This is a genomic window from Streptomyces fructofermentans (assembly GCF_014651055.1).
Classification (GTDB): domain Bacteria; phylum Actinomycetota; class Actinomycetes; order Streptomycetales; family Streptomycetaceae; genus Streptomyces; species Streptomyces fructofermentans.
Window position 1 is genome coordinate 136071 of sequence record NZ_BMWD01000015.1, and the last position, 18514, is coordinate 154584.

An 18514-nucleotide genomic window follows, 5' to 3' on the forward strand; every position below is an offset into this window, starting at 1 on the left:
AGTGTCCGGACCCAGGGCTCGCAACAGTACTCCATTCGGGCCACTTGCGTGGATCAGCACGCCGCCGAACTTCTGTCCGGGGGCGGGAGTTGGCCACCCGGGGCGACGTTTCGATGACCATGGCGCGCGGTGCGCCGCACGGAATCACCGTAAATGCAGCTGAATCGAACCGATTGCTCTCGCCCGCGCGTCCCTCGCTGGTCTCTCCGGCTTCTCCGGCCCCGGGTGCGAACGCCCGCGCGTCCTCCACCGGCCGGGTGAACTCCCTTGCTGCGTCACACGCGAGGGTCCGCGCGAGCGGACCCCCCGCGGTCAGGCTCCGAGCACCCGGCGCAAGTAGTCGTTCCCGAAACGCCGTTCCGGGTCGAGCCGGTCCCTCAGTTCGGTGAACTCCCCGAAGCGCGGGTAGGCCCCGGCCAAGTACTCCGCGTCGCGCGTGTGCACCTTGCCCCAGTGCGGCCGGCCCTCGTGCGCGGTGAAGATGTGCTCGGCGGCGCTGAAGTAGGCCTGGTACGGCGTCCCGCGGAACATATGGACGGCGATGTACGCGCTGTCCCGGCCCGATGCCGTGGAGAGGGTGATGTCGTCCGCCGGCGCCGTGCGCACCTCGACCGGGAAGCTGACGCGCAGCCGGGAACGGTCGACCATCGCCTTGAGTTCGCGCAGTGTCTCCACGAGCGCGGCGCGGGGGACCGCGTACTCCATCTCCGTGAAGCGCACCCGGCGCGGGGACGTGAAGACCTTGTACGGAATGTCCGTGTACGTGCGCGCGGAGAGCGCGCGGCTGGATATCCGGGCGATGGCGGGGATCGTCGCGGGTACGGCCCGGCCCACCTGACTGGCCACCTGGAACACGCCGTTGGAGAGGAACTCGTCCTCGAAGAAGCCGCGCAGGGCGCCGACCGGCCGCTCGGGACCGGCGCTGCGATTGTTGCGCTTGGTGTTGCAGTTCCCGGTGTGGGGGAACCAGTAGAACTCGAAGTGCTCGTTCTCCGTGACGAGTTCGTCGAAGGAGCTCGTGACCTCGTCGAAGCTCATCGGCTCCTCGCGGGCCGACAGCAGGAAGATCGGCTCCACCGCGAACGTGATCGCGCTGATGACGCCCAGGGCGCCGAGACCGGTCCGCGCCGCCGCGAAGACCTCGGGGTTCTCCTTCTCCGAGCAGGTGAGCACCGAGCCGTCGGCCGTCACCAGTTCAAGACCCTTGATCTGGGCGGCTATCGAGGCGGAGTCGCGGCCGGTGCCGTGGGTGCCCGTGCTGGTCGCGCCGGAGACCGTCTGCTCCATGATGTCGCCCATGTTCGTGAGCGACAGCCCCTCGCGGGCCAGGGCCACGTTGAGGCGCTTCAGCGGGGTGCCGGCCTCCACGGTGACCGTGCCCCCCTCGCGGTCGATCCGCCGGATGCCGGTGAGCAGGTCGGGGCGGACCAGGACGCCGTCGGTCGCGGCCACCGCCGTGAAGGAGTGGCCGGTCCCCACGGGCTTCACCCGCAGTCCGTCCTCGGCCGCCCGGCGCACGACGTCGGAGAGTTCCTCGACGGAGGCCGGAGAGACCTCGCGGGCCGGCCGGGCGGTGACGTTCCCCGCCCAGTTACGCCAGGTGCCGCTCTTCCCGCTCACTGTGCTGCTCATGGGTCCCTCCCCGCTCCGGAACCGGCCTGCTCAGCCGGCGATACCCCAGGAAACCGACCGCGACCGCGACGGCCCCGGCCGCGACCGGAACCCCGTACCCGGCCCGCGCCCCGGCGGTGTCGATCACCCAGCCGGACAGTGAGGACCCGAGCGCCACCCCGACCGCGAGTCCGGTGCTCACCCACGTCATGCCCTCGGTCAGTTTCGCGCGCGGTACGTGCTGCTCGACGAGGGCCATCGTCGTGATCATCGTCGGCGCGATGGACAGGCCCGCAAGGAACAGCGCCACGGCCAGGAACAGCAAGTTTCCGACCAGTAGGAGGGGGATCATACTCACGGCCATCGCGCAGACGCCCAGCACCCACCTGCGGGCGGGCGCCCCCTTCGGGCGCAGCAGCCCGAACACGGCTCCCGCCGCGCAGGAGCCCGCCGCGTACACGGCCAGCACGACGCTCGCGGCGCCCTTGTGGCCCTCCTCGTCGGCGAAGGCCACGGTGACCACGTCGACCGCGCCGAAGATCGCTCCCGTCGCCACGAACGTGGCCACCAGGACCTGCAGCCCGGCCGAGCGCAGCGCCGAGCCGCCCGTGTGGTGCTCACGCGGGTGCGGCGGCGGCTCGGTGGCGCGCTGGGACGTCAGCCAGAACACGCCCGCGGCCAGGAAGCAGGCCGCGAGCAGCGGCCCCGCCTCGGGGAACCAGACCGTGGAAAGGCCGATGGAGATGATCGGCCCGAAGATGAAGCAGACCTCGTCGACGACCGACTCGAAGGCGTACGCGGTGTGCAGTTCCGGACGGTCCCGGTAGAGGAACGCCCAGCGGGCCCGGGTCATCGCGCCGACGCTCGGCACGCAGCCGATGCCCGCCGAGCAGAGGAACAGCACCCAGTCCGGCCAGTCGAAGTGCGCCGCCAGGAGCAGTCCGCCGGACGCGGCCAGCGCGAACAGCGTCGCGGGCCGCAGGACGCGGCGCTGCCCGTGCCGGTCCACCAGGCGTGAGATCTGCGGGCCGAGCACCGCGGCGGACAGCGCGATGGTCGCCGACAGCGCCCCCGCGAGTCCGTACCGGCCGGTGAGCTGGGAGATCATCGTGACCACGCCGATGCCCATCATCGACAGCGGCATCCGGCCGAGAAGGCCCGCGGTGGTGAAGCCCCTGGAGCCGGGGGCGGCGAACAGGGCGCGGTAGGGGCTGGGCACGAGGTCTCCGGTCGGATCCGGTAAGGCGTGAATAGGGCTGATACAGCTTACGAGTTAGGTGACCCTAACGCATTCACGGCCTCCGGGCGCCTCCCCGTCCGCCTGCCGTCCGGCCCCCCGCCGTTGTCCCTCCGCCGGAGCCGGGTGGCAGGATCGAGACATGCGAGACGCGCTCGATGCAACCCCCTACGACGCCCTGCTCCTGCTCTCGTTCGGCGGCCCCGAGGGTCCCGACGACGTGGTCCCGTTCCTGGAGAACGTGACGCGCGGAAGGGGCATCCCCAAGGAACGCCTCAAGGAAGTCGGACAGCACTACTTCCTGTTCGGCGGGGTCAGCCCCATCAACGCCCAGAACCGCGCCCTGCTGGAGGCCCTCCGCAAGGACTTCGCCGACCACGGGCTGGACCTCCCGGTCTACTGGGGCAACCGCAACTGGGACCCGTACCTCACGGACACCCTGCGCGAGATGGCCGCCGACGGCCGCCGCCGGATCCTGGTGCTCGCCACGAGCGCGTACGCCTCGTACTCGGGCTGCCGGCAGTACCGGGAGGACCTCGGGGCCGCCCTGACGACCCTGGAGGGCGAGGGCCTGGAGCCGCCGCGTGTCGACAAGCTGCGGCACTACTTCAACCACCCGGGATTCCTGGAGCCGATGATCGAGGGAGTCCTGGCGTCGCTCGCCGAGCTTCCCGAGGACGTCCGCGCGGGCGCGCACATCGCCTTCACGACCCACTCGATCCCGGACGTGTCCGCGGACACCTCGGGGCCCGTGGAGGGCCACGGCGAAGGCGGCGCGTACGTACGCCAGCACCTGGACGTCGCCACGACCGTCGCCGACGCCGTGCGTGAGCGGACCGGCACCCCGCACGAGTGGCGGCTCGTCTACCAGTCGCGCTCCGGAGCCCCGCACGTCCCGTGGCTGGAGCCCGACATCTGCGACCACCTCGAGGCGCTGCACGGCGAGGGCGTGCCCGCCGTCGTCATGGCGCCCATCGGGTTCGTCTCGGACCACATGGAGGTCCTCTACGACCTCGACACCGAGGCCACCGCCAAGGCCGCGGAGCTGGGTCTGCCGGTGCGCCGCTCGGCGACCGTAGGGGACGACCCCCGGTTCGCCGCCGCGATCCGCGAGCTGGTCCTGGAGCGGGCCGCCACCGAGAGCGGCACGGCCGTGAAGCCCTGCGCCCTCGGCGCGCTGGGCGCGAGCCACGACCTGTGCCCCGCGGGCTGCTGCCCGGCCCGGACCCCCAGGCCCGCCGCCGCGGGCGCCGACAGCCCGTACGCGTGAGGAGCGACATGACCGCCACAGCGGACGACCGCCTGAAGGCCGAACTCCTGGAGACGGCTCTCGACGCGGCGCTTCGCGCGGGAGCCTTCCTGCGCGACGGCCGCCCCGACGACCTCGGCGTGGCCGCCACCAAGTCCAGTGACGTCGACGTCGTCACCGAGATGGACATCGCCTCCGAGAAACTGATCACCGGACTGCTCGCCGAGCGCAGGCCGCACGACGGAGTGCTGGGCGAGGAGGGCGCCGACACCGAGGGCACCAGCGGCGTCCAGTGGGTCATCGACCCGCTCGACGGCACGGTCAACTACCTCTACGGGCTGCCCGCCTGGGCCGTGTCCATCGCCGCCCGCAAGGACGGCGAGACGCTGGTCGGGGTGGTGCACGCGCCGATGCGCGGGGAGACGTGCCGGGCCGTGCTGGGGCAGGGCGCCTTCGTGAACGACCGCCCCGCGCGCGTGCGGCCCGCCCCAGCCTTCGGGCTGGCCCTCGTCGGCACCGGCTTCGGCTACCTCGCCGCGCGCCGGGCGCGCCAGGCGGAGGTCGTCGGCCGCCTGATCCCGCAGGTCCGCGACATCCGCCGCGGCGGCTCGGCCGCGATCGACCTGTGCGACGTCGCCACGGGCCGCCTGGACGCCTACTACGAGCGGGGCCTCAACCCGTGGGACTACGCGGCCGGTGACCTGATCGCCAGGGAGGCGGGCGCGCTGACCGGCGGGCGCCCCGGGGACCCGGTCTCCACCGGGCTGACCGTCGCGGCCCCTCCAGGCCTCTTCGAGCCGCTCCAGGCCCGCCTGGAGGAACTCGGCGCCTGGCACGACTGACGCCGCCCGCCGGGCCGCCGCTCACGGGGACGACCGGGCCGCGGGGCCGTCCCGCACGGTTCGGGGACCCCGGGCACGAGAGGCCGCGGCCCGGCCCCACGCACGAGAGCGGGGCCCCGTCCGGATCCGCCGGGGCCCCGCTCTCGTACGAACCGGTCAGACGTGTGACACGCCGACCTGAACACCGTGCTCGGCTGCGAGGCGGTGCAGGTCGTCGAGCTCCGCCTGCTCGACCTCGGCGAGGAAGTCGTCGCCGGTCTCGCGCGCCATCGTCAGGTCGGACTCGGTCGCCCTTATGCGCTGCAGAAGTCCTGCGGTGAAAGCGTCCATGCTGCGCCCCCTCGTCCTGGGTCGTGGGTCGGTGGCACGGGGGTGTGCCGTCAAGAAGGGGCGATCACGTCTCGGGGTGCCCAGCGCAGCCCGGCCGGGCGGCGACGGTGCCGGACACCCACGCCCGCCCTGCGGAAGCGGACCGTTGCGTACCGCATGGTGGTGCGGCAAAAGCAGAGCGTGATCGCGGGGTGTAAAGCCGTCCTCCCCCCGCTCCCTTCCGCGGAAACCTCAACCCCGCGAGAAAATCTCCCATTCCCGGCCCCCGCGGCCGCCTTACAGCCGACTTATGGCCGAAAAGGGCAGGATGGGGTCCCACCCTCCCCACCCTCGGCTGCACTCGGGCGCGGGGACCCCCAAGTCAGACCCCGCCGGCGGGCGCGCGAGGCGCTACGCGGGTGGACAGAGGAAGGACAAGCGACGTGCGCGTACTCGTCGTCGAGGACGAGCAACTGCTCGCCGATGCCGTGGCCACCGGGCTGCGCCGCGAGGCCATGGCCGTCGACGTCGTGTACGACGGCGCGGCCGCCCTGGAGCGCGTCGGCGTCAACGACTACGACGTGGTCGTCCTCGACCGGGACCTCCCGCTGGTGCACGGCGACGACGTGTGCCGCAGGATCGTCGAACTCGGCATGCCCACGCGCGTACTGATGCTCACGGCCTCCGGAGACGTCAGCGATCGTGTGGAGGGTCTGGAGATCGGGGCCGACGACTACCTCCCGAAGCCCTTCGCGTTCAGCGAGCTGACGGCACGCGTGCGTGCACTCGGCCGGCGTACGAGCATGCCGCTGCCGCCCGTCCTGGAGCGCGCCGGCATCAAGCTCGACCCCAACCGCCGCGAGGTCTTCCGCGAGGGCAAGGAGGTCCAGCTCGCGCCCAAGGAGTTCGCCGTCCTGGAGGTGCTGCTGCGCAGTGAGGGCGCCGTCGTCTCCGCGGAGCAGCTCCTGGAGAAGGCCTGGGACGAGAACACGGACCCGTTCACCAACGTCGTGCGCGTCACGGTCATGACCCTGCGCCGCAAGCTCGGGGAGCCGCCGGTCATCGTCACCGTGCCCGGCTCCGGCTACCGGATCTGATGGTGGTGGCCACGACGCCCGCGCCCCCGAAGGCGCCCCCGAAGCCGACCTGGGACCCGAGACGGCCGGAAGCCCCGTTCCCCTGGCTGCGCCCGACGATCCGGATACGGCTCACGCTGCTGTACGGCGGCATGTTCCTGATCGCCGGCATCCTGCTGCTGTCGATCATCTACCTGCTGGCGGCCCAGGCGATCAACACCGGGAGCGAACCGCTCTTCAAGATCGTCGGCGGCGAGGAGATCAAGGTCACCAGCGAGACCTGCCGCGCGGCCAACGCCAGCCAGCAGCTCAACGAGTTCAACGAGGCGATCGCCAACTGCATCGACCACCAGCGCCAGGTCGCCCTCGACAACCTGCTCAGCCGCTCCCTGCTCGCGCTCCTCGGCCTCGCCGTGATCGCGTTCGCCTTCGGCTACGCGATGGCGGGCAGGGTCCTCTCCCCGCTCGGGCGGATCACCCGCACCGCGCGCGCGGTGGCGGGCTCCGACCTGTCGCGGCGCATCGAGCTGGACGGCCCCGACGACGAGCTCAAGGAACTGGCGGACACCTTCGACGACATGCTGGAGCGGCTGCAGCGCGCCTTCACCGCCCAGCAGAGGTTCGTCGGCAACGCCTCGCACGAGCTGCGCACGCCCCTGGCCATCAACCGCACGCTCCTCGAAGTGCACCTGTCCGACCCGGCGGCCCCCGTCGAGCTCCAGCAGCTCGGCAGGACGCTGCTCGCCACGAACGAGCGCAGCGAGCAGCTCGTCGAAGGGCTTCTGCTGCTCGCCCGCAGCGACAACCAGATCGTCGAGCGCAAGCCGGTCGACCTCGCCGAGGTCGCCTCGCAGGCGGTCGACCAGGTGCGCGGCGAGGCCGAGGCGAAGGGCGTGGAGGTCCGCGGGGAGCGTGCCGCGGCCGTCGTCCAGGGCAACGGCGTCCTCCTGGAGAGGATCGCCCTGAACCTGGTTCAGAACGCAGTCCGGTACAACGTGGCGCAGGATGGATGGGTCGAGGTCACCACGGAGATCAGGAACGCACAGGCGGTCCTGACCGTCTCCAATACGGGACCCGTGGTCCCCGCGTACGAGGTCGACAATCTGTTCGAGCCGTTCAGGCGGCTGCGGACGGAGCGGACGGGCAGTGACAAGGGCGTGGGCCTCGGCCTCTCGATCGCCCGGTCGGTGGCCCGTGCGCACGGCGGCCACATCGTCGCGGAACCGCGCGAAGGAGGTGGACTGGTGATGCGAGTCACCCTGCCTGTCTGAGAGCATGTCGCCGACATACGGGGATGTTCGCTTTGCGCGGAATTTTCTGGGCGGGCGACTACCACCCCCGTGTGTGATCGATCACAAGGGCGATTTTCCGCTCATCCACTCTCCGTGATCAAGGTTGTCCCCGGAAAGCCCGGAAAATCCGGGTTTTCGAGGGTCCAGATCACGGGAAGTACACGGTGAGGCGCCTTTGAAGTGCGGCATTCGGACCGTGTACGGTCCCGTTCGCCATCCAAGCCGATCACTCTTCGCGAGTCCGGTTGGGTGTCGATTGAGTAACAGACCTTGATGTGAGGCAAAATCTCCGCCTCAGGTCGGGCACAAGTCCGGCCTCTCACGCGTTACGTGCGCTGGAGACACCGCAGACACCCAGAGGGGGAGAGCGACATGGCAACGGATTACGACACTCCACGCAAGACCGACGACGACGTCGATTCGGACAGCCTTGAGGAACTGAAGGCCCGCAGGAACGACAAGTCGACGTCGGCTGTCGACGTGGACGAGTTCGAGGCCGCCGAAGGCCTGGAACTGCCCGGTGCGGACCTCTCGAACGAAGAGCTGGCCGTCCGGGTCCTGCCGAAGCAGCAGGACGAGTTCACCTGCATGAGCTGCTTCCTGGTCCACCACCGCAGCCAGCTGGCCCGCGAGAAGAACGGCCAGCCGATCTGCCGCGACTGCGACTGAGGCAGGGTCGGCCGTGACTGGCTCGACCCCGCCCTGGAAGCGCCGCTTCCGCGACCAGGGAGCGGCCGGTCCGTCTTCGGACGGCGTACGTGATGACGAGCGGGGCCACCCGGCCTCGCTCGAACCAGTGGACGCGACAGGCGCCTCCGGTGCCCTTGAGGTGCCGGTTCCCGAGGCGTCTGTCGCCAAACGCCGGGTGGCCGCCGTGGGCCACGGGGTGAGGGAAGGCGTCCGCAAGGGCGGCAGCCGGGCCAGAGCGGCTCTGGCGTACCTCACCGACCGGATCATCGAGAACGCCCCGCGTATCCCCGTACGGGACCTCGAGGCGCTCCGCAGGCAGTTCCCGGGCCTGGGGCCCGAGCAGCTCGCCGACAAGCTCGTCGCGGGCGCGTGCAACGCCACGTCCACCGTGGGCGCCGGCGTCGGCGCCGCCGCGATGCTGCCCGTTCCGCCCGCCATGCCCACGGAGCTGGCCGCGGAGATCACCGGCGTCGCCGCGATCGAGATGAAACTGATCGCCGAGTTGTACGAGGTCTACGGCCTGCGGCCGCCGGGCAACCTCAAGCAGCGCACCACCACCTACCTGAGTTCGTGGTCGGAGGAGCGCGGCATCGACGTGACCAAGCCGTCGACGCTCAACGCGGCCCTCGGGGGCCAGATGAAGCGCGAACTGCGCCAGCAGATCATGAAGCGCATGGTCCGGAACCTGCCGAACCTGATGCCGTTCATGGTCGGGGCCGCGGTGGGGGCGCTCATGAACCGACGTGACACGAGGAAGCTCGCCGAGCGCATCCGCAAGGACCTCCGCAAGGCGCAGGTCCCGTGGGACGCCCTGCCCGCCCAGCCGCGTCTGGAGCGGCCGGAGCATCCGCTCACGATGGACGACATCAACCGGGAATTCGATCGCTGAGCCGCCCGGGCGCCCCTGCCCGCCGCATCCGGCAAAGATCCGGTCCGTGAAAGGGAAAATCTCCGTTCGGACCGACGCCGCGGGGACCGGCTCCGCGAAGGGCTGGACGGACCGGTTCCGGAACCTGTTCCAGCTACGGACTTCTCCTGCGACCGGCGATTCGGCGACCGGCGACGGATGTGCGGCGTCGGCTCGGCGTTCGACCTCCGGTCGGACCGACTCGCGACCTCTCGAACGGGCTGTCGATCGCCCGGCCGCCCGGCGAGGGGCACATCCGTGCGGGCGCGTCCGGACCGATCCGGGACCGATCGGGACCGATCCGGTTCGAGGCCGGTTCCCGTCCGGGCGCCGGACGGGGCTACGCGGAGGCGCGGGCGGTCTCCAGCGCCGCGGCGAGACCCTCCGGGTCGCGCGTCGACAGATACGCGTACGGAGTCGGGTCGGCGGGGTCCGTGATCTCCACGCGCACGGCCGTCGGGACGTAGGCGCGCAGCAGCATGAACGCACGCCCGTCGGCCTTCACCGTGCGCCAGGCGCGGGCCTCCTCGGGGTCGAGGACATGGCACTCGCCCAAGGCGGAGACGGGGATCCGGGCATCGCCCGCGATCAGGGAGCCCGCCACCACGCGGATCCGCGCGGAGCCGTACGAACTGGCGACCACCGCCGCGGCCGCGGTGCCGCCGACCAGGCCGCCCAGCAGCGGCAGCGTGCCGAACGGCAGCAGGATCAGGGCCATCGAGACACCCACCATGAGGCAGATGAGCCACCAGGAGCGGGGGGCTGTCAGACGTTCTTCGTACGGCGGGGCGGAAGGCTGCATACGGCCTAGCCTGCCACGGTGCGTACCGTCCGCTGACGCGGAGGTAAGGTCTGCGCCTGTGAGTGGTACATCTTCAGCTCTGCGGCCCCCGGCCGACGCCGTGGCGCCGGTGCGCCATCCCGACGCGCCCGCCCCCGGGGAGTTGCTCGGCGCGCACTACGACCAGTGCTTCGGCTGCGGCGGCGGGCAGCCGCACGGCCTGCACCTGGAGGCACGCGCCGGCGACGGGGTGAGGATCACCGCCGAGTTCACCGTCAAGGCCGCCCACCAGGGCGCGCCGGGCCTCGCGCACGGCGGGGTGCTCGCGAGCGCCCTCGACGAGACCCTCGGTTCGCTGAACTGGCTGCTGCGCACCATCGCGGTGACCGGACGGCTGGAGACCGACTTCGTGCGGCCCGTGCCTGTGGGGACGGTGCTGCACCTGGAGGCCGAGGTCACGGCCGTGGCCGGACGCAAGATCTACTCGTCGGCCACGGGGCGCATCGGCGGCCCCGACGGCCCGGTGGCCGTCCGCGCGGACGCCCTCTTCATCGAGGTCAAGGTCGACCACTTCATCGACAACGGCCGCCAGGAGGAGATCCGGGCGGCCATGGACGATCCCGACCAGGTACGGCGTGCCCGCGCCTTCGAGGTGAACCCGTGACCGGGGCTCCCGTGGGCGTGCTGATCAAGCGCGTCGATCCGGACGTACCGCTTCCGGAATACGCGCACCCCGGTGACGCCGGAGCGGATCTGCGGACGACGGAGAGCCGGGTGCTGGAGCCCGGTGAGCGGGCCGTACTGCCGACGGGCGTGTGCATCGCGCTCCCCGAGGGCTACGCGGCCTTCGTGCACCCCCGGTCCGGGCTGGCCGCCCGCTGCGGTGTCGCTCTCGTGAATGCCCCGGGGACGGTGGATGCCGGGTACCGTGGAGAGATCAAGGTGATCGTGGTGAATCTCGACCCGCGCGAGTCCGTGCGGTTCGAGCGCTTCGACCGGATTGCCCAACTGGTCGTTCAGCAGGTCGAGAAGGTGCGCTTCCAGGAGGTTGCGGAACTTCCCGACTCGGCGCGGGCCGCAGGGGGCCTCGGGTCCACTGGCGGGCATGCCGCCGTGGGCGGCACAGCGGGTGGGAATCGATACGCTTCGGTCGTATCCGACCGGGAAGGACAGTGACGTGTTCGGACGTCGCAAGAAGGGCAGTGCCGCCGAGGACGCGGCGGGCGAGGCCGAGCAGGTCGTCGACGGCGTCGACAGTGCGGACGGGGCGGAGCGCGAGCGCGTGAGGCTCGAGCCGGAGCCGCGCCCCGACGGACCCTGGGACAGCACCGAGGTCCGCGAGCCGGCCGAGGGCCGGGTCGACCTGGGCGGACTTTTCGTGCCCGGGGTCGACGGCATGGAGCTGCGTGTGGAGGTCGCGGGCGACGCGATCGTCGCGGCCACCGTGGTCCTGCGGGACAGTGCCGTACAGCTCCAGGCCTTCGCCGCTCCCAAGCGCGAGGGCATCTGGGGCGAGGTGCGCGAGGAGATCGCCACCGGAATCACCCAGCAGGGCGGTGTCATCGACGAGGTCGAGGGCCCGCTCGGCTGGGAGCTGCGCGCCCAGGTGCCGGTGCAGCTGCCGGACGGAACGGGCGGCTTCCAGGTCGTCCGGTTCGTGGGCGTCGACGGCCCCCGCTGGTTCCTGCGCGGAGTGATCTCCGGGCAGGGCGCGGTGCAGCCGCAGGCCGCCGGTCTCCTGGAGCAGATCTTCCGGGACACCGTCGTGGTGCGCGGCGAGGGTCCGATGGCCCCGCGCGACCCCATCGTCCTGAAGCTCCCGGACGACGCGCAGATGGTCGCCGAGGGCGTCCAGCAGGAGGAGCAGGCCGGGTCCCGCTTCTCCGGCGGCATGGGTCAGCTCCAGCGCGGACCGGAGACCACCGAGGTCCGCTAGCCGCGGCGGAATCCGCAGCACGGAAGTGCGCGACGGGCCGCACTCCCTCCGGGGAGTGCGGCCCGTCGCCGTTCCCCCGGCCGGTTCCTGATCGGTGACTGCCCCCTGACCGGTGACCGTCCGTGCACTCGGGGCACTCGGGGCACTCGGGGCCCTCAGTCTCCTGGCGTTCGCGGGGCCCTTGGGGTTCGCGGGCTCGTAGGGCCCTCGGAGCTCAGAGGCGCCTCGGGCGGGCGGCACGGGGCACCGAACCCTCCTGCCCTCGCGGGATGCCGCTCGCCGTGCAGGTCCGGCGCGCCGGACTCCTTCGCACCGGCCCTCTTCGCACCGGCCCCCTTCGCACCGGACCCTTCGTGCCACCGGCGCCGGCGGCGGGACCTGGAGTCCGTGACCGGGTCCAGGTGCCGGCGCGGGCCCGCCCGGTGGCCGGGGTTCACGTTGGAGTGAACATTCGCCGGATCCGGACGCGCGACGACTACGCCCCGTCACCCTGGGAATCGGTGGGGCGACGGCGTCTTTCGGCCATCAACTCGTTCGCCCCCACCAGGACTTGATGACCTGTGCACACGCCATGGGGGACTGAATGAGCACGATCTGGATCGAGAAGGCGCAGCGCCTGGGGGACGGGACCATCGGAGGCGCGATGGACCACGCGTCGGTCCCGGGCCGCGTCGTCTGGCACACCACCGAGAGCGGCACGGGCGACGACGCCTTCCGTGCCGTCGCGGCGCATCTCATCCGCGTCACCGCCGAGCCCCACCTGCTCTACGACCCGACGACCGACCGGCTCGGCCAGTTCGGCCCGTTGAACGCGAGCGCCCGGGCGTTGCGCAACGACGGCGCGACCCGGTCCAACCGCGTCGGGAAGGTCTGCATCCAGATCGAGGTGCTCGGGCGGGCGGCCAAGCCGTTCACGGACACCTGGAAGCCGGGACCGAAGTACAGGGCGATGATGGCCGCCATCCGCTCCTGGGGGATCCCGGACACGTTCCCGGCGGGCCGGCTCGCCGCGACGGCCGCCGAGGCGAACAACCGCCCGCGTTCGGTCTGGATGGCCAGGGGCGGCCACTACGGCCACGCGAACATCCCCGGCAACGACCACTGGGACCCGGGCGCCATCGACCGGTCGGCCCTCTTCGAGGCCGCACCGGTGCCGCCCAAGCCGGGCCCGGGCTCCGGCGCCGCGCCCACGGGACCCGCGAAGCCGGTCGTCGACCTCGGCAACCTGGTGGCCGCGGCGATGCGCGATCCTGCGCTGCCGCAGGGCGGCAAGACGCACAAGGCGGACGTCCTGGTCGTCGAGAAGGCACTCGTCGCGGAGGGGCTCCTGCCCGCCCAGTGGGCCGACGGGTCGTTCGGCTCCCGGACCGTCGAGGCGTACGCGGCCCTCCAGCGCCGGTACGGGTTCGACGGCGCCGACGCCAACGGCATTCCGGGGCAGACCACCCTGCGCCGGCTCGGAAAGGAGCACGGCTTCACCGTCAAGCCCTGAGCCTGAGCCCTGACCCGGAGCCCTGACCCGGAGCCCGGAGCCCCGGGGTCTCTGATCCTCCGGCCCTGAGCCCGGAGCCCGCCCGGTCCCGTTCCGGGAATTCGCCCGCTCGGCCCGTGGTGCCCGGACGTCGTTCCGGCGCCACGGGCCGTCGTGCTGCCCCGCCGACCGCTCCTCTTGACGCGGACATGGTCTGTACCTATGGTCACGGCTCAACGCCTGTGTTCACAGAGGCATTCCAGGTTCACATACAGGAATGGATGGCTCCCCCACGATGCCGAACACCCCCACTCCGTCACGCCCCCGCCGCCGTCCCGGATCGCGTTCCGCGCTGTTCGTCACCGCGGCCGCACTCCTCGCGAGCGTTCTCACCTGGCCCGCGGCCGACCGCGCCGAGGCCGCGCCCGCCGCCTTCGCCCACCCCGGAGTCACCGTCTCCCGGGGCCAGCTGGACTTCGCCCGGCAGCAGGTGAACGCGGGCGCCCAGCCGTGGAAGGGCGCGTACGACCAGATGATGGCCGGCAAGTACGCCTCGCTCTCGCGCACCCCCAAGCCCCGCGCGGTCGTCGAGTGCGGCTCGTACTCGAACCCCAACAACGGCTGCACGGACGAGCGCGAGGACGCGATCGCCGCGTACACCCAGGCCCTCGCCTGGTACGTCACCCGGGACGCGCGCCACGCGAGGAAGGCGATCGAGCTGATGGACGCCTGGTCGGCGACCATCCAGGACCACACCAACAGCAACGCGCCGCTGCAGACCGGCTGGGCGGGTTCGTCCTGGCCCAAGGCCGCCGAGATCATCAAGTACACGTACGACGGCGGCTGGGCGAACTCCGGGCGCTTCGCGACGATGCTCCGCACCGTCTACCTGCCCGAGGTCATCAACGGCTCGAACTCCAACGGCAACTGGGAGCTGTCGATGATGGAGGCCGCCGTCGGCATCTCCGTCTTCCTGGAGGACAAGACGTCGTACGACAGGGCGATGGCCAGGTTCCGCACCCGCACGGCCGCCTACGTCTACCTCTCGTCCGACGGCGCGCTGCCGAAGACCGTGCCGAGCCAGAACCTCGACACCACGCAGAAGATCGTCAACTACTGGCAGGGCCAGTCGACCTTCGTCAACGGGCTCACCCAGGAGACCTGCCGCGACTTCACGCACACCGGGTACGGGATCTCCGCGATCTCGCACATCGCCGAGACCAGCCGCATCCAGGGCCAGGACCTGTACGGCACCGACGTCGGCGAGCGGCTGCGGCACGCGCTGGGCTTCCAGGCGAAGTACCAGCTCGGCGAGGCCGCCCCGGGCTGGCTGTGCGGCGGGTCCCTGCACCTCGGGCTCGGACCGGTCACCGAGGTGGGGCACAACGCCCTGCACAACCGGCTCGGCCACGCCATGACCAACACCGAGCGGCTGACCGCGCAGAACCGCCCGGCCGCGAGCAACAACCTCTTCGTCGCCTGGGAGACCCTCACGCACGGGGACAACCCGAACTGACCGGGTGTCCGGGGCCGGGTGGCGGGCGTGCGGACCGCCGCCCGGACCCCGCGGCCTGCCCCCGGGACCCCGCTGTCGCTGCCGGCGGCCCGGCCCCGGACCCGGTGGTCGGCACCCCGGCCCCGGACCCGGCGGTCGGCACTCCGCCGCCCGGAGCCCGCCCCGGCGGCCCGGCCGGACGGGGGCTCCGGCGTATCAGGGATGCGTCAAGGACTGCCGCCCACACGCCCCGCGCCCGATTTGTCGGGACTTCCGGTCGTAGGGTCGACCCGGCGTACGCAGTGCGTTTGGGAAGACAATGAGGCCATGGGACGCGGCAAGCTTCGGATCTACCTCGGTGCGGCACCGGGCGTCGGCAAGACGTACGCGATGCTGGCCGAGGCGCATCGCAGGGTGGAACGGGGCACGGACTGCGTGGTGGCCCTCGTGGAGCACCACGACCGGCCGCGCACGGAGGTGATGCTGCACGGCCTGGAACAGGTTCCGCGCGCGGAGCTCGGGCACCGCGGCGGGCTCTTCACCGAGATGGACGTCGACGCCGTGCTGCGGCGCGCCCCGGCCGTCGCCCTGGTGGACGAACTGGCCCACACCAATGTCCCCGGCTCGCGCAACGCCAAGCGCTGGCAGGACGTGGAGGAACTGCTCGCGGCCGGTGTCGACGTGGTCTCGACGGTCAACATCCAGCACCTGGAGTCGCTCGGGGACGTCGTCGAGTCCATAACCGGCGTCCGGCAGCGGGAGACAGTCCCGGACGAAGTGGTCCGGCGGGCCGACCAGGTCGAGCTGGTCGACATGTCGCCGCAGGCACTGCGCCGCCGGATGGCCCACGGGAACGTCTACCAGCCGGACAAGGTCGACGCGGCCCTGTCCAACTACTTCCGGCCCGGCAACCTCACCGCCCTGCGCGAGCTGGCGCTGCTGTGGGTCGCCGACCAGGTGGACGCGTACCTCCGGCAGTACCGGGGCGAGCACGGCATCCGCTCCACCTGGCAGGCCCGCGAACGCATCGTCGTCGGACTGACCGGCGGACCCGAGGGGCGCACCCTCATCCGGCGGGCCGCCCGCCTCGCCGAGAAGGGCGCCGGCGGCGAGGTCCTCGCCGTCTACATCGCCCGCAGCGACGGCCTGACCTCCGCCTCTCCCAAGGAACTCGCCGTCCAGCGCACCCTCGCCGAGGACCTCGGCGGCACCTTCCACCACGTGGTCGGCGAGGACATCCCGTCCGCGCTCCTGGAGTTCGCGCGGGGCGTCAACGCCTCCCAGATCGTCCTGGGCTCCTCGCGGCGCAAGACCTGGCAGTACGTGTTCGGGCCCGGCGTCGGCGCCACGGTCGCCCGGGACTCGGGACCCGACCTCGACGTCCACATCGTCACGCACGACGAGGCGGGCAAGGGGCGCGGCCTGCCGGTCGCGCGCGGCGCGCGGCTGGGCAGGACCCGTATCCTCGCGGGCTGGCTGGTCGGGGTCGCCGGACCGGCGCTCCTGGCCCTGCTGCTCACCCACAGTGACGCGGACCTCGGGCTCGCCAACGACATGCTGCTGTTCCTGACGCTGACGGTGGCGGCGGCCCTGCTGGGCGGACTCCTTCCGGCGCTCGCCTCGGCGGCCTTCGGCTCACTCCTGCTGAACTACTTCTTCACCCCGCCGATGCACCGGCTGACCGTCGCCGACCCCAAGAACCTCGTGGCCATCGTGATCTTCTTCGGGGTCGCGGTGTCCGTCGCCTCCGTGGTCGACCTCGCGGCCCGCCGGACCCACCAGGCCGCCCGGCTGCGCGCGGAGTCCGAGATCCTCTCCTTCCTGGCCGGCAGCGTCCTGCGCGGCGAGACCAGCCTGGACGCCCTGCTGGAACGGGTCCGCGAGACCTTCGGCATGGAGTCCGTGGCCCTCCTGGAGCGCGGCGGCGACGTGGAGCCGTGGCGCTGTGCCGGCAGCGTGGGCCCGCACCCGCCCGCGCTGCCCGAGGACGCGGACGTGGACATGCCGGTCGGCGACCACACCGCGCTCGCCCTCTCCGGACGGGTGCTGCCCGCCGAGGACCGGCGTGTCCTCGCCGCCTTCGCCGCCCAGGCCGTCGTCGTCCTGGACCGCAAGCGGCTCCAGCAGGAGGCGGAACAGGCCCGCGCGCTCGCCGAGGGGAACCGCATCCGTACGGCCCTGCTGGCGGCCGTCAGCCACGACCTGCGTACGCCGCTGGCCGCGATCAAGGCCGCCGTGTCGTCCCTCAGGTCGGACGACGTGGCCTGGTCCGAGGAGGACGAGGCCGAGCTGCTGGAGGGCATCGAGGCGGGCGCGGACCGGCTCGACCACCTGGTGGGCAACCTGCTCGACATGTCCCGGCTCCAGACCGGCACGGTCACCCCGCTGATCCGCGAGATCGACGTCGACGAGGTCGTCCCCATGGCCCTCGGCGGCGTCCCGGAGGGCAGCGTCGACCTGGAGATCCCCGAGACCCTGCCCATGGTCGCCGCCGACCCCGGCCTGCTGGAGCGGGCCGTGGCCAACATCGTCGAGAACGCCGTGAAGTACAGCCCCGAGGGCCGGCGCGTCCTCGTCTCCGCCAGCACGCTCGGCGACCGTGTCGAGGTCCGTGTGGTGGACCGCGGCAGGGGCGTCCCCGACGAGGCCAAGGAGCGGATCTTCGAGCCCTTCCAGCGGTACGGGGACGCCCCGCGCGGTGCCGGGGTGGGCCTCGGTCTCGCGGTCGCCCGCGGCTTCGCCGAGGCCATGGGCGGCACCCTCGGCGCCGAGGACACCCCCGGGGGCGGCCTCACCATGGTCCTCACCCTCAGTGTGGGCCCGTCCCGCACCCGTGCGCCCGCGCGAGCCGCGGCACCCGCCCAACCGGAAAGGCAGGCTTCATGACCCGCGTCCTCGTGGTCGACGACGAGCCGCAGATCACCCGAGCCCTCGTGATCAACCTCAAGGCACGCAAGTACGAGGTCGACTCGGCGGGCGACGGCGCCACCGCGCTCCGGCTCGCCGCCGCCCGCCACCCCGATGTCGTCGTGCTCGACCTGGGCCTGCCCGACATGGACGGCGTCGAGGTGATCAGAGGGCTGCGCGGCTGGACCCGGGTGCCGATCCTCGTGCTGTCCGCGCGCCACTCCTCCGACGAGAAGGTCGAGGCCCTCGACGCGGGCGCCGACGACTACGTGACCAAGCCCTTCGGGATGGACGAGCTGCTCGCCCGGCTGCGGGCCGCCGTCCGGCGGGCCGAGCCCACCGGGGCCGGCGAGGACGACGTCGTCGTCGAGACCGAGACCTTCACGGTCGACCTCGCCGCGAAGAAGGTCCACCGGGACGGCCGCGACGTGCGGCTCACCCCCACCGAGTGGCACCTCCTGGAGGTCCTGGTGCGCAACGCCGGCCGCCTGGTCGGCCAGCGGCAGCTGCTCCAGGAGGTATGGGGCCCCTCCTACGGCACCGAGACCAACTACCTGCGGGTCTACATGGCACAGCTCCGCCGCAAACTGGAGGCGGACCCCTCGCACCCCCGGCACTTCGTCACCGAGCCGGGGATGGGTTACCGGTTCGAGCGGTGAGCCGCGGCGAGGGGTCCCGGTTGGGGCGGCGGAACCACGGGTACGTAGCTGT

At 72.0% G+C, this 18514-nt stretch carries 17 protein-coding genes; 13 read left to right on the forward strand and 4 right to left on the reverse strand.

Going from position 1 to position 18514, the window contains the following annotated elements:
• Window positions 1–312: 312 nt before the first annotated feature.
• A complete protein-coding gene (locus tag IE265_RS21320; RefSeq protein ID WP_190037248.1) occupies window positions 313–1632 on the reverse strand; it encodes a D-arabinono-1,4-lactone oxidase in 1320 nt (439 codons plus the stop codon).
• Window positions 1592–2830, reverse strand: a complete 1239-nt coding sequence (locus tag IE265_RS21325) for an MFS transporter (RefSeq protein ID WP_190037249.1) — start codon at window positions 2828–2830, stop codon at window positions 1592–1594. The genes IE265_RS21320 and IE265_RS21325 overlap by 41 nt, the downstream gene beginning before the upstream one ends.
• Window positions 2831–2990: 160 nt before the next feature.
• Between IE265_RS21325 and IE265_RS21330 the strand changes: the two genes are divergently transcribed.
• Both IE265_RS21330 and IE265_RS21335 read left to right on the forward strand, forming a co-directional pair.
• Window positions 2991–4118: a ferrochelatase gene (locus tag IE265_RS21330; RefSeq protein ID WP_190037250.1), complete on the forward strand. Its 1128-nt coding sequence runs from the start codon at window positions 2991–2993 to the stop codon at window positions 4116–4118.
• Window positions 4119–4126: 8 nt separating this feature from the next.
• On the forward strand, window positions 4127–4939 hold the full coding sequence (locus tag IE265_RS21335) for an inositol monophosphatase family protein (protein WP_190037251.1): 813 nt from the start codon (window positions 4127–4129) through the stop codon (window positions 4937–4939).
• Between the two features lie 156 nt (window positions 4940–5095).
• Here the strand turns inward: IE265_RS21335 and IE265_RS21340 are convergent, their stop codons facing one another.
• Window positions 5096–5269, reverse strand: coding sequence for a hypothetical protein (locus IE265_RS21340; RefSeq protein ID WP_169801958.1), 174 nt, complete (start codon window positions 5267–5269; stop codon window positions 5096–5098).
• Window positions 5270–5691: 422 nt separating this feature from the next.
• On the opposite strand from IE265_RS21340, the gene IE265_RS21345 reads away from it, so the two are divergent.
• The 4 genes from IE265_RS21345 (at window position 5692) to IE265_RS21360 (ending at window position 9195) form a co-directional block, all read left to right on the forward strand.
• Window positions 5692–6345 carry a response regulator transcription factor gene (locus IE265_RS21345; protein ID WP_190037252.1) on the forward strand — a complete coding sequence of 218 codons (654 nt, stop codon included), beginning with the start codon at window positions 5692–5694 and terminating at the stop codon, window positions 6343–6345.
• A gap of 5 nt (window positions 6346–6350) precedes the next feature.
• A complete protein-coding gene (locus tag IE265_RS21350) occupies window positions 6351–7595 on the forward strand; it encodes a sensor histidine kinase (protein ID WP_190037253.1) in 1245 nt (414 codons plus the stop codon).
• 393 nt (window positions 7596–7988) lie between these two features.
• A complete protein-coding gene (locus IE265_RS21355) occupies window positions 7989–8285 on the forward strand; it encodes a DUF4193 domain-containing protein (RefSeq protein WP_005481602.1) in 297 nt (98 codons plus the stop codon).
• A 13-nt stretch (window positions 8286–8298) separates the two neighbouring features.
• Window positions 8299–9195 (forward strand): hypothetical protein, encoded by an 897-nt coding sequence (locus tag IE265_RS21360; RefSeq protein ID WP_190037254.1) that lies wholly within the window; start codon window positions 8299–8301, stop codon window positions 9193–9195.
• A gap of 358 nt (window positions 9196–9553) precedes the next feature.
• Here the strand turns inward: IE265_RS21360 and IE265_RS21365 are convergent, their stop codons facing one another.
• Window positions 9554–10015 carry a DUF3093 domain-containing protein gene (locus tag IE265_RS21365; protein ID WP_190037255.1) on the reverse strand — a complete coding sequence of 154 codons (462 nt, stop codon included), beginning with the start codon at window positions 10013–10015 and terminating at the stop codon, window positions 9554–9556.
• A gap of 58 nt (window positions 10016–10073) precedes the next feature.
• On the opposite strand from IE265_RS21365, the gene IE265_RS21370 reads away from it, so the two are divergent.
• The 7 genes from IE265_RS21370 to IE265_RS21400 all read left to right on the forward strand — a co-directional run bounded on the left by IE265_RS21370 (window position 10074) and on the right by IE265_RS21400 (window position 18462).
• Window positions 10074–10658 (forward strand): PaaI family thioesterase, encoded by a 585-nt coding sequence (locus tag IE265_RS21370; protein WP_190037256.1) that lies wholly within the window; start codon window positions 10074–10076, stop codon window positions 10656–10658.
• A complete protein-coding gene (gene dut / locus IE265_RS21375) occupies window positions 10655–11170 on the forward strand; it encodes a dUTP diphosphatase (protein ID WP_190037257.1) in 516 nt (171 codons plus the stop codon). The genes IE265_RS21370 and dut overlap by 4 nt, the downstream gene beginning before the upstream one ends.
• A gap of 1 nt (window position 11171) precedes the next feature.
• On the forward strand, window positions 11172–11930 hold the full coding sequence (locus tag IE265_RS21380; RefSeq protein ID WP_190037258.1) for a DUF3710 domain-containing protein: 759 nt from the start codon (window positions 11172–11174) through the stop codon (window positions 11928–11930).
• Between the two features lie 583 nt (window positions 11931–12513).
• Entirely contained in the window at window positions 12514–13422 is a 909-nt protein-coding gene (locus tag IE265_RS21385; RefSeq protein ID WP_190037259.1) for a peptidoglycan-binding domain-containing protein, read from the forward strand.
• 274 nt (window positions 13423–13696) lie between these two features.
• Complete coding sequence (locus IE265_RS21390) at window positions 13697–14917, forward strand: alginate lyase family protein (RefSeq protein ID WP_444545247.1); 1221 nt, start codon at window positions 13697–13699, stop codon at window positions 14915–14917.
• 306 nt (window positions 14918–15223) lie between these two features.
• The gene (locus IE265_RS21395) at window positions 15224–17782 is read left to right on the forward strand and encodes a DUF4118 domain-containing protein (protein WP_190037261.1); all 2559 of its coding nucleotides are present in this window, start codon (window positions 15224–15226) and stop codon (window positions 17780–17782) included.
• Complete coding sequence (locus IE265_RS21400) at window positions 17779–18462, forward strand: response regulator (protein ID WP_190037262.1); 684 nt, start codon at window positions 17779–17781, stop codon at window positions 18460–18462. The genes IE265_RS21395 and IE265_RS21400 overlap by 4 nt, the downstream gene beginning before the upstream one ends.
• The last annotated feature ends 52 nt before the right edge of the window (window positions 18463–18514 follow it).